This is a genomic window from Pseudomonas sp. Ma2-10 (assembly GCF_054330215.1).
Genome location: NZ_JBTEYL010000016.1, coordinates 100,969 through 114,904, shown reverse-complemented (window position 1 = coordinate 114,904; position 13,936 = coordinate 100,969). Strand labels below are relative to the sequence as shown.

The following is a 13,936-nucleotide window of genomic DNA, read 5'->3' as shown; positions in this document are numbered from 1 at the left end:
GCTGTGGACGATTCCCAACCATCTGACCGAATGGGAAATCCGTCGCCTTCAGAAAAAAGGCCAACAGGCGTTGCCCGAGACGATGCGCCAATGGTCCGAGCCGTTACCGAAGGAACAATGGGCCAAGCCAAGCGAAGAGCTCACTCGGATGAGCGAACAGGTTCGACAGTTGCACAAACGCCAACCTCGCCGACCGACTACCGAGATCTTTGCTGAAGTGCAGCGCTTGAATCCGACGGACAAACGTCGTGCATGAAGTGTTTTGGCTGCGTGTCTACGCGAAGACCTTGAACGCCAACGGCGCGTGGGTTTCTCGCATTCGAGTCATTCGCCTGAACCCTCGGACCGAAGGCCATTTCCCTGCACTACCTTCTAACTCCGTTACCGAGCATCCGCCGATGTTGCGGGTTGAAACCCATCTGCTGGAGCTGGCCGACCATGCCCACCACGATTGATGTGCCACTGCCTTCCCCGCACCTTGAGCAGTCCCGCAAAGCCGGCGATGTCGAACCGTTTCCCAGTGGGAGAATCACCTATCTCGCGCCGTTACCGCTGCCGACACTCCTGCCGCCGCATGGTCCGCATATTGGGGAGCTCAATGAGGTGTACATGGACTTCGGATTGGGATCGCCACAGATATTTTCATGGCAAACCATATTGGGAGGACCATTCAGTGTTGCCTTCATGATCACGTTCCTAATCCCGCTAGCAATTGGCTGTATGGGCCTTATGTTCGGATATGACTTCGCATACACATGGGAATTTGTCATTGATTTATTCTTCGCCATCTATGGATATGCCTTGGTTACCGGATTTTCCATGCTGGCCATCGGCCTCGGTGTCTGGCACCACAACCACAAAAAACGCCTCAACATCATCCCCACCCGCTTCAACCGCCAACGCCGCGAAGTCTGCTTCATGCCCGAAGACTCCAGCGAACCCGTCTTCGTCCCCTGGGAATCCTTATCCGCCTGGGTCATCGAAGCTCAGGGCGCCACCCAATACGGCATCCACCGCCAATACGGCATGGGCATCGGTTTCCAGCATGGCGAGACCCTGACCAGCGTCGAATTCCCCTGTTTCGGTCTGCCCATCGCTATCAGCCACTGGGAAGCCATTCGCGGTTACATGGAATACGAAATCCACGACCTCACATCCATTCAGGACCCGCTAGACCTGCAAGGCCCGAACGACCCGCCCCACGAAGGCCTGCACACCTTCCGCAACGCCCGCGCACGCCTGCACCAGCAAATCCGCGACGGCCAACGTGGTCGAGTGTCCGGTTTCTTCTGGTACCTGTACCACGTGATGACGCTGTGGACGATTCCCAACCATCTGACCGAATGGGAAATCCGTCGCCTTCAGAAAAAAGGCCAACAGGCGTTGCCCGAGACGATGCGCCAATGGTCCGAACCGTTACCGAAAGAGCAATGGGCCAAACCGAGTGAAGAACTGCTGCGCCTGAGCGAACAGGTCCGCTCCCTGCACAAACGCCAACCTCGCAGGCCGATCACCGAGATTTTTGCCGAGGTTCAACGTTTGAACCCGGCCGACAAACGTCGCGCGTGAGTTGTTTCAGGTTAATTAACCGACCAACACCAGCGTCAACCCCACAACCACTGCCAGCACCAGCGCCCAGCACAACATCAAGCGACGCCACAGTCGCGGCGCGTGGCGCATCTCCATGAAGCCGTCGGTGATCAGCCACGCCTTGCCGACTGCCACCAGCAAAATGGCAATCGATAACCACCACGTCGCCCCGGCCTGGGACAGCATCACCGTGCACACGCTTAACGTGGCGAGCGCCGCCCAACAGACGAGCAAAACCCTGGAAACAGACATGAGAACCTCGTCAACTCAGCACGTAGACCAGCGGAAACAGCATGACCCAGATCAGATCGACCATGTGCCAATACAACACGCCGGATTCAAACCCGCTGCGCGTGTTGGCGTCGTACAGGCCACAGCGACAACGCTCGGCCAGCCACCCGAGAATGACCATGCCGAGCACTACGTGGAGAAAATGAAAACCGGTGAGGATCCAGTAGAGGGTGAAAAAGGTGTTGTGCTCCATGCCCAGCCCCGAGGCCAGCAAGTGCCGGTATTCCGAGAGTTTCAGCACCACGTAGACACTGGCGGCGAGCAATGCCATCAGCAGGAAGACGGCGCCGTAACGGGATCGTGAACGCCTGACCTGCTCTTGCGCCAGCGCGGCGAACAACCCCGCAGTGAGAAGGCTCAGGGTCATCGCCAGCCCGGTGGAGGTGTTCAGCAACAGACGGCTTTCACTGAACATCTGGGGCTTGAGCGCCTGGGTCACGGCGAACGCCAGGATCAGGATGGCGAACACCGACAGCTCGGCCAGAATGAAAAACCACATCGCCAGATCGCCTGGCAAGTAGCGTTGCGAAACGCCCGTTGACTCAACCGAAGTGGACATCAACCACGTCCATCAGCGCGGTAACGGTCAGTGGATCATCGCTCAGCGGCTCGGCCAGGCAAGCCATGCAGGCCTCACGCGGGCTCATGCCGGAGCGGATCATACGCGCGGTAAAAATCAGCAATCGTGTTGAGGCGACCTCCTCCAGATCATGTTGATCGAGCCGGCGCAACGCCTGCCCCAGACGCACCACTTGCGCTGCCAGCGCGCTGTTCACCTGAGCCTCCCGGGCAACGATGCGTTCCTCATCGGCCACCGGCGGATAGCCGAAACGCATCGCCACGAAGCGTTGGCGGGTGCTGGGTTTCATGCCTTTGAGCAGGTTCTGGTAGCCGGGGTTGTAAGACACCACGAGCATGAAGGACGGCGGCGCCTTCAACACTTCGCCGGTGCGTTCCAGGAACAGCTCCCGACGATCATCGGCCAGTGGATGCAACACCACCACGGTGTCCTGGCGTGCCTCGACCACTTCGTCGAGGTAGCAGATGCCGCCTTCACGCACCGCCCGGGTCAGCGGCCCGTCCTGCCACCAGGTGCCTTGGGCGCCGATCAGATGGCGGCCGATCAGGTCCGCCGCGCTCAGATCATCGTGGCAAGCCACGGTGTACAACGGCAGTTTCAGCCGATGGGCCATGTGTTGGACGAAACGGGTTTTGCCGCACCCCGTTGGACCTTTGATCAGCACAGGCATGCCATGCCTCCAGGCTTGCTCGAACAGCACTTCCTCATTATTCAGCGGTTGGTAGAAGGGTTCGATCGGGTGTTCGCAAGACTGGGTACGGTCCATGGGTTGCCTGTTCCAAAAGCGGATTCAAGGAACACGCTACGGGCCCCTGCGACAACCTGGCAAGTGAGATGGCCGGCAAACTTGATCGTCGTCAAGCGAACATTGGCCTGCTCGGGCATAGCCTTGCAGGGCACTAAGAACCTGCGTTCTGCGCTGCCGTTTCAGCACATCGCAAAGGTCTTGCCTGAGGAGAAATGGAATGCTGATCAGCAATAGAAAAACGTTTGCCCTGACCCTGACCACGTTGTGTTCGGCACTGGCCCTGGCGGTGAGTCATGCCGCCAGCGCTGAAGAGCCCGCCGTCGCTGCGGCTAACCCACCCATGGTCAAAACCGCCGGCGCACCGGACATGAGCCAGGCCGAGTTCGACTCGTCCAAGGAAATCTACTTCCAGCGCTGCGCAGGCTGCCACGGCGTTCTGCGCAAAGGGGCTACGGGCAAACCGCTGACACCGGACATTACCCAGAGTCGCGGGCAACCGTATCTGGAAGCCTTGATTACCTACGGCTCACCGGCGGGCATGCCGAACTGGGGGACGTCCAATGCGTTGACCAAGGATGAAATCACGGTCATGGCCAAGTTCATTCAGCACACGCCGCCGACACCACCGGAATGGGGCATGGCCCAGACGCTGAAAACCTGGAAGTTGCTGGTAAAACCCGAGGATCGTCCGAAGAAACAGTTGAGCAAACTCAACCTGCCGAACCTGTTTTCAGTGACGTTGCGCGATGACGGCAAGATCGCCCTGATCGACGGTGACAGCAAGAAAATCGTCAAGCTCATCGAGACCGGTTACGCGGTGCACATCTCGCGGATCTCTGCCTCGGGTCGCTACCTGTTGGTGATTGGCCGGGACGCACGGATCGACATGATCGACCTGTGGCCGGTCGAGCCGACCAAGGTCGCCGAAGTCAAAGTGGGCATCGAGGCGCGCTCGGTCGAGACCTCCAAGTTCAAGGGTTACGAAGACAAATACACCATTGCCGGTTCTTATTGGCCGCCGCAATTCACCATCATGGATGGCGAAACCCTGGAGCCGAAGCAGATCGTCTCGACTCGTGGCATGACCGTCGACAAGCAGGAATATCACCCGGAACCCCGGGTCGCGGCGATCATCGCCTCCCACGAGTGGCCGGAGTTCATCGTCAACGTCAAGGAAACCGGCAAGGTGATGCTGGTCAATTACCAGGACATCAAAAACCTCACTATCACTTACATCGATGCCGCACCCTTCCTGCATGACGGCGGTTGGGACAGCACGCACCGCTACTTCATGACCGCCGCCAACAACTCCAACAAAGTCGCCGTGATCGACTCCAAGGAGCGCAAATTGACCGCGCTGGTGAACGTCGGCAAAACCCCTCACCCGGGTCGCGGCGCCAACTTCAACCACCCGACCTACGGCCCGGTCTGGGCCACCAGCCACCTGGGTGATGACGGCATCTCGCTGATTGGCACCGACCCGATCAAACACCCGCAATACGCCTGGAAACAGGTCGCTTCACTCAAGGGCCAAGGCGGCGGATCACTGTTTATCAAAACCCATCCCAACTCTCGCCACCTGTACGTCGACACCACCCTCAACCCGGACGCGAAACTCAGCCAGTCGGTGGCGGTGTTCAACATCGACAAGCTCGACGCTGGCTACACCGTGCTGCCCATCGCTGAATACGCCGGCATCAAGCAAGGCGCGATGCGCGTTGTGCAACCGGAATACAACAAGGCCGGCGATGAAGTCTGGTTCTCCGTCTGGAGCGGCCAGGAAGACGAGTCAGCGCTGGTGGTAATCGACGACAAAACACTGAAGCTCAAGTCAGTCATCAAGGACAAACGACTGATCACACCCACCGGGAAGTTCAACGTCTACAACACCCAACACGACATCTATTGAGCGCCATCAATGCAAGGAAACACCATGAAAAATACACTGTTCTCACTGTTCGCCCTGACCGCTGCGCTGAGTGTGCAGCCGGCCATGGCCCAAGACGCGCTGGAGCTGTTCAAGAGCAAACCCTGCGCAGCCTGCCACTCCATCGACACCAAAATTGTTGGCCCGGCGCTCAAGGATGTGGCAGCCAAGAATGCAGCCGTACCCGGGGCCGTGGACACCCTGGCCGACCACATCAAGAACGGCACACAAGGCAACTGGGGGCCGATGCCAATGCCGGCGAACTCGGTAACGGATGAAGAAGCAAAAATTCTCGCGACTTGGGTACTGACACTCAAATAACCGTTTGGAGGGCGTCATGAAGGTCTATCGACACGCTGTGATTCTGGCGGCCCTCCTCCTCATTTGCGCAACCGCGGTTGCGGCGCCGGACGCCCAGCGTCAGGCGCAACTCGAACACCTGCTGACCCAGGACTGCGGCGCCTGCCATGGGTTGCACCTGACCGGCGGGCTAGGCCCCGAACTGACGCGCGTAGCGCTGGCCGGCAAATCCAGGGACAGCCTGATTGCTACCGTCGCCCAAGGCCGGCCCGGCACCGCGATGCCCGGTTGGGCCCCGTTGCTCAGCCCCGGCGACATCCGTTGGTTGGTCGATCTTCTTCTCCAGGGATATCCCGCACCATGATCCGTTCAATCCTGCTGTCAGCGGCGACCGGGCTGTTGTTATCCGCCTGCACTCAAACACCGTTGCGCGGCACCGGCGATCTGGGCGTGGTGGTGGAGCGCGCCACCGGTAGCGTGCAAATCATCGAAAGCGACACCCACACCGCGCTGGCCCGACTCGAGGGTTTCGGGGACCTGTCCCATGCCTCGGTGGTGTTCTCGCGTGACCAGCGCTATGCCTATGTGTTCGGCCGCGACGGCGGGTTGAGCAAAATCGATTTGCTGACCCGGCGTATTGATCATCGCGTCATCCAGGGCGGCAATAGCATTGGCGGCGCCATCAGTCAGGACGGCACGTTGATCGCGGTCTCCAACTACGTGCCCGGCGGGGTCAAGGTGTTCGCTGCCGACACCCTGCAACAGGTCGCCGACATTCCCGCCACGCCCCTGGCCGATGGCAGCAAGCGCTCTCGAGTGGTTGGATTGGTCGACGCGCCGGGGCAACGTTTTGTGTTCAGTCTGTTCGATACCGGCGAGATCTGGACCGCTGATTTCAGTCAGGGCGGCACACCGCAGATCAGCCGTTTCACCGGCATCGGTGAGCAACCGTACGATGCCCTGATAACTCCCGATGGGCGCTATTACATGGCAGGCCTGTTTGGTGAAGACGGCATGGCGCAACTCGACCTCTGGCATCCAGAGCGTGGTGTGCAGCGGATACTCGGCGACTACGGACGCGGCCAGGCGAAGCTCCCGGTCTACAAAATGCCGCACCTGGAAGGCTGGGCTGTCGCCGACAACCAGGCCTTCGTGCCCGCCGTCGGCCGTCATCAAGTGCTGGTGATGGACGCTCGTACCTGGCAGCAGACCGCCGTGATTCCGGTGGCCGGTCAACCGGTGTTCGTCACCTCGCGCCCGGACGGCCGACAGCTATGGGTCAATTTCGCCTACCCGGACAACGATCGGGTTCAGGTCATCGACACCGAAACTCATGCCGTGGTCGCGGACCTGAAGCCAGGGCCGGCGGTGCTGCACATGGAGTTCACCGCGCGCGGTGACCAACTGTGGCTGTCGTTACGCGACGGCGATCAGGTTCAGGTTTGGGATCCGTACAGTCTGAAGCTGCTGAGCACCCTGCCCGCCAGTGCGCCGAGCGGCATCTTCTTCAGCAGTCGCGCGCAGAAAATGGGGTATTGAAATGAACCTTGAACGGCTCAGCCGCCAACTCATCGACCGCTTCCAGCACGGCATGCCGCTGTGCCCCGCACCGTACAAAGAGATGGCGCAGATTCTTGGTTGCCGTGAAGCCCAGGTGATGGCCTGCCTGGCAGAAATGGATCAGGCCGGCACCCTCTCACGGATCGGTCCGGTGTTCGAACACAGCCGCGCCGGGGCCAGCACCCTCGCCGCCCTCGCCGTGCCCGCCGAACGCCTGCAACAGGTGGCCGATCGCGTCAGTCAGTACCCCGAGGTCAATCACAATTACGCACGGGAGCATTTCTACAACCTGTGGTTTGTGCTGACCGCCCCTGATCGCCCACACATCGACCGTGTGCTTAAAGAACTGGAGAACGACACCGGCCTCATGCCGCTGGACCTGCCGATGTTGACCGCCTACCGCATCGACCTGGGCTTTGCCCTGGGAGAAAACGCATGAAGCCTGGATTGAGCCCCCAACAAGCGCTGGCGTTGCGCCGGCACCTCGAAGGCGGATTGCCGTTAGTAGCGCGCCCCTATCAGGCCCTCGCCGAACGGATAAACACGGACGAAAACCAGGTGCTCGAGCAAATGCGTCAGTGGAGCGAGCAAGGGTTGTTCCGCCGGATAGGCCTGGTGCTGCACCATCGCGCGCTGGGCTTTACCGCCAACGCCATGCTGGTGCTGGATATTCCCGATGCGCTGATCGACGAAGTCGGCCAGCGCCTGGGGCGCGCGCAGGGCATCACCCTCTGCTATCAACGGCCCCGACGTCTGCCGCAATGGCGCTACAACCTGTTTTGCATGGTGCACGGGCGTCAACGTGCGCAGGTGGAGGCGCAGATCCAGACGTTGCTGAAAGCGCATCTGCTGAGCGACCTGCCCCATCAATTGCTGTTCAGCACCCAGGTCTTCAAGCAGCGCGGCGGGCGCTTTGCGCCCTCGCGCGCAGGAGCACCGGCCCATGGATGACCTTGACCGCCGGCTGATCAACCGCTTGCAATTGGGCCTGCCGCTGGTGCGCCACCCTTGGCGGGTATTGGCGGCCGAGCTGGAGACTTGCAGCACTGAACTGCTCGAACGCCTGCATGCCCTGCTCGACGACGGTGTGCTCACACGCTTCGGCCCGATGTTCGACATCGAACGCCTGGGCGGCGCCTTCACCCTCGCCGCGCTGGCAGTGCCGGAAGAACGGTTTGAAGACGTCGCCGAGCAACTGCAGGGCATGCCTGAAGTGGCGCACAACTATCGACGCGAGCACGCCTGGAACATGTGGTTCGTGCTTGCCTGCGCCACTGAACATGATCTGACCGAGACCTTGCACCGCATCGAAACCCTGACCGGTCTGCCGCTGCTCAACCTGCCCAAAGAGGAGACCTACCATGTCGGTCTGTATTTCCCGGCCTGAAGACACTCTCGTCCAACGTCTGATCGTGTTGACCCAGGCCGGTCTGCCGCTGCTGGAAGACCCATGGGCGTGGCTCGCCGAGCAGTTGGGGTTGAACATCGCATCCACCCTGGATCTGCTCAAGCGCTTGCAGGCCGAGGGCGCGATTCGGCGTATCGCCGCCGTGCCCAATCACTACCGACTGGGCTATCGCCACAACGGCATGACGGTCTGGGATGTGCGCGACACCGACATGTCGCGCCTGGGCGCGCTGATCGGCGCGCAACCCTTCGTCAGCCACTGCTACCGCCGCCCACGCCGAGCCGACTGGCGTTACAACCTGTTCGCCATGGTGCATGGCCGCAGCAGCGATGAAATCAACCGCTACCGTGAGCACCTGCGCCACTTGCTGGGCGACGCCTGTGGCGCCCACGAGATGCTGGTGAGTAGCCGCATCCTGAAAAAAACCGGCTTGCGCTTGCCGCCCACTTCGCGCTGAACACACCCTGACTCAAGGAGAGTTGCATGTTGAGGATCAGCCAATACCTGCGAGCGCTGGCCGGCCAGGCGCCTGCGCCCAGAACCCGTCCACCGGGCAGCGACCGGCCGCCGGTGGTGATATGGAACCTGCTCAGGCGCTGCAACCTGACCTGTAAACACTGCTACGCCACCTCCGCCGACAGCGTCTTTCGCGACGAACTGGATACTGCCGCCGCCCTGGCCGTGATCGACGACCTGCACGATGCCGGGGTAAACGTGTTGATTCTGTCCGGTGGCGAACCGCTGTTGCGCGAGGACCTGTTTGTGCTCAGCGCCTACGCCCGGGCCAAGGGTTTCTTTGTGGCGTTGTCCACCAACGGCACCCTGATCAATGAGCAGAACATCGCGCAAATCAGCGCGGCGAATTTCGACTACGTCGGAATCAGCATCGATGGCCTGGAAGCCACCCATGACGCCTTCCGCCAACTCAAAGGCAGCTTCGCCCGTTCCATGCAGGCGATTCGGCTCTGTCGCGAACAAGGTATTCGCGTCGGGCTGCGCACCACTCTGACCCAGGAAAACCATGCGCAGCTGCCGCAGTTACTGGCGCTGATGCGCGAGTACGACGTGCAGAAGTTTTATCTGTCGCACCTCAACTACAGCGGTCGCGGCAAACGCAGTCGCAAACTCGATGCGCACCAGCAGATGAGCCGCGAGGCCATGACGCTGATCTTTGAGCGCGCCTGGGAAGACATCCAACACGGCCGCGACAGCGATTTTGTCAGCGGCAACAACGATGCCGACGCCATTGTGCTGCTGCAATGGGCGGGCCTTCGTCTTCCAGAGCATTACCCACGTCTGGAAAACATGCTCCGCGCCTGGGGTGGCAACGCCTCGGGCAGCGGCATTGCCAACATCGACAACACCGGCGAAGTGCACCCGGACACCTACTGGTGGCAGCACTCGGTGGGCAATGTCCGCCGCACGCCGTTCCGTACGTTGTGGCGGGATCAGCCGGATGCCCTGCTGTTGCGCCTGCGTGAGCATCCCCGCGCCGTCGGCGGCCGTTGCGCGCAATGCCGCTGGTTGCCCATCTGCAACGGCAATACCCGCACGCGCGCCTGGGCCGAGGGTGATTTGTGGGGCCAGGACCCCGGCTGCCACCTCAGCGATGACGAAATCGGTGCGCCGCCATTACCCACCATCCCTTGCATCACCCACTGAACAGCCCGCCCGGCCAACCATCTGACAAAGGTTGGGGCCGGTCAACCTGATGAAGCACCAAGGACGTCCCATGCCTCCATCGATTGCTATACCGGCCACACTTGAGTCCCTGTTCCAGCCGGGAGAAGTTGCCCTGGTCGGCGCCGGTCCCGGCGATCCACGCCTGCTGACCCTGCGCGCCTGGAGCCTGTTGATGCAGGCCGACGCCGTGGTGTACGACCGGCTGATCAGCCCCGAACTGCTGACCTTGATCCCCCTGACCTGCGCCCGCCATTACGTCGGCAAGGCCAGCGGCTGCCACAGCCTGCCCCAGGAACAGATCAATGAACTGCTGGCCGACCTCGCCGATCAAGGGCAACGCGTGGTCCGGCTCAAGGGCGGCGACCCGTTTATTTTTGGTCGCGGCGCCGAGGAGCTGGAGTACCTGCTGCAACGCGGCATCGACTGCCAGGTGGTGCCGGGCATTACCGCCGCTTCCGGCTGCAGCGCGTACGCGGGCATACCGTTGACCCACCGCGACCGGGTCAATTCCTGCCGATTCATCACCGGCCATTTACAACGCGATGGTGAGTTGTCGCTGCCCTGGAGCAGCCTCGCCGACAGTAGCCAGACCTTGGTGTTTTACATGGGCTTGTCGAACCTGGGGATCATCGCTCAACGCTTGATCGAAGCTGGGCTGTCGGCCGATACACCGGCGGCACTGATCAGCAACGGCACGCGTCCCGACCAGCACGTCGCCCGTGGCACGCTGCACCAATTGCCGACCCTGGCGCTGGATTGTCCGCCGGGCACTCCGACACTGACGGTGATCGGCACAGTGGTCGATCTGTTTGGCGCAGAACAACTGGAATACCCGGCGCGGCTTTACCCGGCCCAAGCACTGCAACGCCACGCCAAGGTGGCGATATGAGGCGCATCGTCCTTGCCCACCTGTTATGGGTCAGTGCGGCGCATGCCGGCACTGCGGTTCCGGCACTTGAACACGCCGCGCAAAACTATCAGCAGCATTGCCAGAGCTGTCACGGCATTAACCGTCTCGGCGGTGCGGGGCCGGCGTTGTTGCCGGAGAGCCTCAGCCGAATCAAACCCGATGAAATTCGTAGCGTGATTCAGAACGGCCGGCCCGCGAGCCAGATGGCCGGTTATGCCGACGTATTCACCCCCGCGCAGATCGGCGCGCTGGTGGAATACCTTCAACAACCGCCCGCCACTGCGCCTACCTGGAGCAATGACGACATTCTCGGCAGTCATTCGCTGCTCGCCGATCTCAGCAAATTGCCCACCACGCCCCAGCATGGCGCCGACCCGCTGAACCTGTTCGTGGTGGTGGAAGCCGGCGACCATCACATCGACATCCTCGACGGTGACCGTTTTGAGGTGCTGGCGCGCTTTGCATCGCACTTCGCCGTGCATGGCGGGCCGAAGTTCTCGCCGGATGGACGCTTCGTCTACTTCGCTTCCCGTGACGGCTGGATCAGCCTGTATGACTTGCACAACCTGAAGCTGATCGCCGAAGTTCGCGCCGGGCTCAATACCCGCAACCTGGCGGTGAGCAAGGATGGACGCTGGGTGCTAGTGGGCAACTATTTGCCCGGCAACCTTGTAGTACTCGATGCCCGCGATCTGTCGCTGGTCAAAACCATTCCCACGATCGGGCAGGACGGCACCGCGTCACGGGTCAGCGCGGTCTACTCCGCCCCGCCGCGCGACAGCTTTATCGTAGCGCTCAAGGACGTGAAGGAAGTCTGGGAGCTATCCTGGGCCGGCACACCGGATTTCGAACCACGACGGATACACGCTGGGGACTTTCTCGACGACTTCTCCTTTTCACCGGACTACAAACAACTGCTGGCCACTTCGCGCAAGGCCCAGGGCGGCCAGGTGATTGACCTCGACAGCGCCAAGGTGATCACCGACATCCCGCTGCCGGGCATGCCGCATTTGGGCTCGGGGACCTACTGGAAACGCAACGGCGAGTGGGTGTTCGCCACGCCGAATATCAGCAAGGGGCTGATCTCGGTCATCGACTTCAAGACCTGGAAACTGATCAAGGAAATTCCGACCCTGGGGCCGGGTTTCTTCATGCGCAGTCACGTCAACTCACGGTATGCCTGGAGCGACGTGTTCTTCGGGCCCGACAACGATGCGATCCACCTGATCGACAAACAAACCCTGGAAATCGCCCACACCCTGCGCCCGATGCCCGGCAAAACCGCCGCTCACGTTGAGTTCACCCGTGATGGCCGCTACTTGCTGCTAAGCATCTGGGCCACCGACGGCGCGCTGATCGTCTACGACAGCAACACCCTCAAGGAGATCAAACGCATTCCGATGAACAAACCTTCGGGCAAGTACAACGTGGGGAACAAGATTGAGTTTGCCGAGGGGACTTCGCATTAGGTTTTGGGTGTATATCCGGTTCTTCGGTAACGGCGGAACCCTAAGTCGCCGTGACCGCAGCAACGGATATGTACCCCGAACGGACTTCAGCCCAAGGTGTACCCGTTATCAACCTTCCAGTCCTGACCGTAGACACCCCGCGCACCCTGCGACAGCTGAAAGACAATCACATTGGCCACCGCCGCCGCGTCGAGAAAGTGACCGGGTAACAGACGTTTAGCAAGGGCGTCGGCGACGTCGCCAAGCTCGCCCTCACTCAGCCCAAGGTTGTCCCACATCGAGGTAGCCGTCGGTCCCGGCGAGACCAGATTAATGCGCACATCAAAGCTCGCGAATTCCACCGCCAGCGTGCGTACCTGAGCCCTCAGCGCGGCCTTGCTGGCAATGCAGGCGGCCAGCCCGGGGAAGCTCGAACCCGTCAGGAAACTTGCGACAAACACCACCGACGCCGGGCTCGCCAACTCACCCCGCAACGCCGCCAGGGTGTTCAACGCCCCGGCACCGTTGACCGCCCACTGGCGCTGGAAGGCCTGCATATCCAGGCTGTCGGCCATTTCGGCGATACCCGCGTTGGGCACCAGATAGTCCACTGGGCCAATCGCCGCAGCGCGCTCGGAAAGCTCGCGCAGGTCTTGCTGACTCGTGACATCTCCGGCAAACCACTGCAACCGCTCGCCGTAGATCTGCTGCAAGGCCGGCAGTTCACCCGGGGTCCGTGACATCGCCAGCACCTTGACACCACGCGGTAACAGCGCGGCGCACAGGGCCAGGCCAATCCCGGAGCTGGCACCCGTGACCACCGCCAAACGATCCTGAAACTCGGTTTTCATCATTTACTCCTGGGCATCACGGATGCCAAGCACTGGGGACGTAGCGAGCCCCTATCTTTGAGCAGGTGAAGAAATACCGACTTGACGGCGATCAGATTTTTTCAACGCCGCTAGTGTTGCTGCAAGACCGCCGGAGTGATCTCACTGAAGCGCAGCAAGTGACCACCCTGTTTAGCGGCAAGCTTTTCAGCGGCCTCGCGACTGGAGAAGGACGCCAACACCACGCCCATGGCGCCCTTGAGTTGGGTGCCGACCACGTAGAACGCGTCTTTGGCATCGATCAGATGGGCGTCATCCGGCGCATTCCAGGGACTGCGACCCATGTCGTGGACATACAGTTTTGCATCGCCATGATGATTTTCCGGCTGCAACCACCAACCGATCATTTCCGCCGTGGAGCAGAACTTCTTGACTCCGGCCCGCTCGACGACTTCGCCCTTGGGCCCGGGGAATCCGTTGATGATCATCCCGCAGACATGGCATTCATCACTGGGATGAAAGGCTTCGGCGGCGCTGCTGTAGGTGGCTTGCGCCGAGCTGTCGCAGGCCGTCAGCAACAGGCACATCATCAGGCCCGCCATGGCGCGCACCCCCCGCAGATAAAACGTACTCATCGTCAACTACTCCAACACTATCAAAG

The 13,936-nt window shown here is 61.1% G+C and carries 18 protein-coding genes and 1 pseudogene; 14 read left to right on the top strand and 5 right to left on the bottom strand.

What is annotated here, in order from left to right:
- The 3 genes and pseudogenes from ACXPVS_RS18930 to ACXPVS_RS18920 all read left to right on the top strand — a co-directional run.
- Window positions 1-256: pseudogene (locus ACXPVS_RS18930) on the top strand (hypothetical protein); the annotation flags it as partial.
- Complete coding sequence (locus tag ACXPVS_RS18925) at window positions 249-455, top strand: hypothetical protein (protein ID WP_458511292.1); 207 nt, start codon at window positions 249-251, stop codon at window positions 453-455. The pseudogene ACXPVS_RS18930 and the gene ACXPVS_RS18925, both read left to right, overlap by 8 nt.
- A 364-nt stretch (window positions 456-819) precedes the next feature.
- Window positions 820-1,569 carry a hypothetical protein gene (locus ACXPVS_RS18920; RefSeq protein ID WP_458511291.1) on the top strand — a complete coding sequence of 250 codons (750 nt, stop codon included), beginning with the start codon at window positions 820-822 and terminating at the stop codon, window positions 1,567-1,569.
- A 15-nt stretch (window positions 1,570-1,584) separates the two neighbouring features.
- Here ACXPVS_RS18920 and ACXPVS_RS18915 read toward each other — a convergent pair whose 3' ends face one another.
- From ACXPVS_RS18915 to ACXPVS_RS18905, 3 genes are read right to left on the bottom strand one after another with little or no spacing between them, the layout of a single operon-like run.
- On the bottom strand, window positions 1,585-1,842 hold the full coding sequence (locus tag ACXPVS_RS18915; protein WP_458511290.1) for a cytochrome C oxidase subunit IV family protein: 258 nt from the start codon (window positions 1,840-1,842) through the stop codon (window positions 1,585-1,587).
- Window positions 1,843-1,852: 10 nt separating this feature from the next.
- Window positions 1,853-2,440: a cytochrome c oxidase subunit 3 family protein gene (locus ACXPVS_RS18910; protein ID WP_458511289.1), complete on the bottom strand. Its 588-nt coding sequence runs from the start codon at window positions 2,438-2,440 to the stop codon at window positions 1,853-1,855.
- On the bottom strand, window positions 2,424-3,227 hold the full coding sequence (locus ACXPVS_RS18905; protein WP_458511288.1) for an AAA family ATPase: 804 nt from the start codon (window positions 3,225-3,227) through the stop codon (window positions 2,424-2,426). The genes ACXPVS_RS18910 and ACXPVS_RS18905 overlap by 17 nt, the downstream gene beginning before the upstream one ends.
- A 199-nt stretch (window positions 3,228-3,426) precedes the next feature.
- On the opposite strand from ACXPVS_RS18905, the gene ACXPVS_RS18900 reads away from it, so the two are divergent.
- The 11 genes from ACXPVS_RS18900 (at window position 3,427) to ACXPVS_RS18850 (ending at window position 12,466) form a co-directional block, all read left to right on the top strand.
- Window positions 3,427-5,118: a cytochrome D1 domain-containing protein gene (locus ACXPVS_RS18900; protein WP_458511287.1), complete on the top strand. Its 1,692-nt coding sequence runs from the start codon at window positions 3,427-3,429 to the stop codon at window positions 5,116-5,118.
- A gap of 24 nt (window positions 5,119-5,142) precedes the next feature.
- The gene (locus ACXPVS_RS18895) at window positions 5,143-5,457 is read left to right on the top strand and encodes a c-type cytochrome (protein ID WP_458511286.1); all 315 of its coding nucleotides are present in this window, start codon (window positions 5,143-5,145) and stop codon (window positions 5,455-5,457) included.
- Window positions 5,458-5,473: 16 nt separating this feature from the next.
- Window positions 5,474-5,800: a c-type cytochrome gene (locus tag ACXPVS_RS18890; RefSeq protein WP_458511285.1), complete on the top strand. Its 327-nt coding sequence runs from the start codon at window positions 5,474-5,476 to the stop codon at window positions 5,798-5,800.
- The gene (locus ACXPVS_RS18885) at window positions 5,797-6,975 is read left to right on the top strand and encodes a cytochrome D1 domain-containing protein (protein WP_458511284.1); all 1,179 of its coding nucleotides are present in this window, start codon (window positions 5,797-5,799) and stop codon (window positions 6,973-6,975) included. The genes ACXPVS_RS18890 and ACXPVS_RS18885 overlap by 4 nt, the downstream gene beginning before the upstream one ends.
- Before the next feature lies 1 nt (window position 6,976).
- On the top strand, window positions 6,977-7,435 hold the full coding sequence (locus tag ACXPVS_RS18880; RefSeq protein WP_458511283.1) for an Lrp/AsnC family transcriptional regulator: 459 nt from the start codon (window positions 6,977-6,979) through the stop codon (window positions 7,433-7,435).
- Window positions 7,432-7,947, top strand: coding sequence for a siroheme decarboxylase subunit beta (ahbB, locus tag ACXPVS_RS18875; RefSeq protein WP_458511282.1), 516 nt, complete (start codon window positions 7,432-7,434; stop codon window positions 7,945-7,947). The genes ACXPVS_RS18880 and ahbB (ACXPVS_RS18875) overlap by 4 nt, the downstream gene beginning before the upstream one ends.
- Complete coding sequence (locus ACXPVS_RS18870) at window positions 7,940-8,383, top strand: Lrp/AsnC family transcriptional regulator (RefSeq protein ID WP_458511281.1); 444 nt, start codon at window positions 7,940-7,942, stop codon at window positions 8,381-8,383. The genes ahbB (ACXPVS_RS18875) and ACXPVS_RS18870 overlap by 8 nt, the downstream gene beginning before the upstream one ends.
- Window positions 8,358-8,861 carry a siroheme decarboxylase subunit beta gene (ahbB, locus tag ACXPVS_RS18865; protein WP_458511280.1) on the top strand — a complete coding sequence of 168 codons (504 nt, stop codon included), beginning with the start codon at window positions 8,358-8,360 and terminating at the stop codon, window positions 8,859-8,861. The genes ACXPVS_RS18870 and ahbB (ACXPVS_RS18865) overlap by 26 nt, the downstream gene beginning before the upstream one ends.
- Before the next feature lie 26 nt (window positions 8,862-8,887).
- On the top strand, window positions 8,888-10,066 hold the full coding sequence (gene nirJ, locus ACXPVS_RS18860) for a heme d1 biosynthesis radical SAM protein NirJ (protein WP_458511279.1): 1,179 nt from the start codon (window positions 8,888-8,890) through the stop codon (window positions 10,064-10,066).
- 70 nt (window positions 10,067-10,136) lie between these two features.
- Entirely contained in the window at window positions 10,137-10,976 is an 840-nt protein-coding gene (gene cobA / locus ACXPVS_RS18855) for a uroporphyrinogen-III C-methyltransferase (RefSeq protein ID WP_458511278.1), read from the top strand.
- The gene (locus ACXPVS_RS18850) at window positions 10,973-12,466 is read left to right on the top strand and encodes a cytochrome D1 domain-containing protein (RefSeq protein ID WP_458511277.1); all 1,494 of its coding nucleotides are present in this window, start codon (window positions 10,973-10,975) and stop codon (window positions 12,464-12,466) included. The genes cobA and ACXPVS_RS18850 overlap by 4 nt, the downstream gene beginning before the upstream one ends.
- 86 nt (window positions 12,467-12,552) lie before the next feature.
- On the opposite strand, the gene ACXPVS_RS18845 is transcribed toward ACXPVS_RS18850, so the two are convergent.
- Together ACXPVS_RS18845 and ACXPVS_RS18840 are read right to left on the bottom strand one after the other, a co-directional pair.
- The gene (locus ACXPVS_RS18845) at window positions 12,553-13,296 is read right to left on the bottom strand and encodes an SDR family NAD(P)-dependent oxidoreductase (RefSeq protein WP_458511276.1); all 744 of its coding nucleotides are present in this window, start codon (window positions 13,294-13,296) and stop codon (window positions 12,553-12,555) included.
- Between the two features lie 110 nt (window positions 13,297-13,406).
- Window positions 13,407-13,910, bottom strand: coding sequence for a nitrous oxide reductase accessory protein NosL (locus tag ACXPVS_RS18840; protein WP_458511275.1), 504 nt, complete (start codon window positions 13,908-13,910; stop codon window positions 13,407-13,409).
- Between the last annotated feature and the right edge of the window lie 26 nt (window positions 13,911-13,936).

Coding starts and splice junctions, on each gene's coding strand:
- ACXPVS_RS18900 (WP_458511287.1), top strand. CDS start 3,427: ATGCTGATCAGCAATAGAAAAACGTTTGCCCTGACCCTGACCACGTTG.
- ACXPVS_RS18910 (WP_458511289.1), bottom strand. CDS start 2,440: ATGTCCACTTCGGTTGAGTCAACGGGCGTTTCGCAACGCTACTTGCCA.
- ACXPVS_RS18850 (WP_458511277.1), top strand. CDS start 10,973: ATGAGGCGCATCGTCCTTGCCCACCTGTTATGGGTCAGTGCGGCGCAT.
- nirJ (WP_458511279.1), top strand. CDS start 8,888: ATGTTGAGGATCAGCCAATACCTGCGAGCGCTGGCCGGCCAGGCGCCT.
- ahbB (WP_458511280.1), top strand. CDS start 8,358: ATGTCGGTCTGTATTTCCCGGCCTGAAGACACTCTCGTCCAACGTCTG.
- ACXPVS_RS18870 (WP_458511281.1), top strand. CDS start 7,940: ATGGATGACCTTGACCGCCGGCTGATCAACCGCTTGCAATTGGGCCTG.
- ACXPVS_RS18920 (WP_458511291.1), top strand. CDS start 820: ATGCTGGCCATCGGCCTCGGTGTCTGGCACCACAACCACAAAAAACGC.
- ahbB (WP_458511282.1), top strand. CDS start 7,432: ATGAAGCCTGGATTGAGCCCCCAACAAGCGCTGGCGTTGCGCCGGCAC.
- ACXPVS_RS18905 (WP_458511288.1), bottom strand. CDS start 3,227: ATGGACCGTACCCAGTCTTGCGAACACCCGATCGAACCCTTCTACCAA.
- ACXPVS_RS18890 (WP_458511285.1), top strand. CDS start 5,474: ATGAAGGTCTATCGACACGCTGTGATTCTGGCGGCCCTCCTCCTCATT.
- cobA (WP_458511278.1), top strand. CDS start 10,137: ATGCCTCCATCGATTGCTATACCGGCCACACTTGAGTCCCTGTTCCAG.
- ACXPVS_RS18880 (WP_458511283.1), top strand. CDS start 6,977: ATGAACCTTGAACGGCTCAGCCGCCAACTCATCGACCGCTTCCAGCAC.
- ACXPVS_RS18915 (WP_458511290.1), bottom strand. CDS start 1,842: ATGTCTGTTTCCAGGGTTTTGCTCGTCTGTTGGGCGGCGCTCGCCACG.
- ACXPVS_RS18895 (WP_458511286.1), top strand. CDS start 5,143: ATGAAAAATACACTGTTCTCACTGTTCGCCCTGACCGCTGCGCTGAGT.
- ACXPVS_RS18845 (WP_458511276.1), bottom strand. CDS start 13,296: ATGAAAACCGAGTTTCAGGATCGTTTGGCGGTGGTCACGGGTGCCAGC.
- ACXPVS_RS18885 (WP_458511284.1), top strand. CDS start 5,797: ATGATCCGTTCAATCCTGCTGTCAGCGGCGACCGGGCTGTTGTTATCC.
- ACXPVS_RS18840 (WP_458511275.1), bottom strand. CDS start 13,910: ATGAGTACGTTTTATCTGCGGGGGGTGCGCGCCATGGCGGGCCTGATG.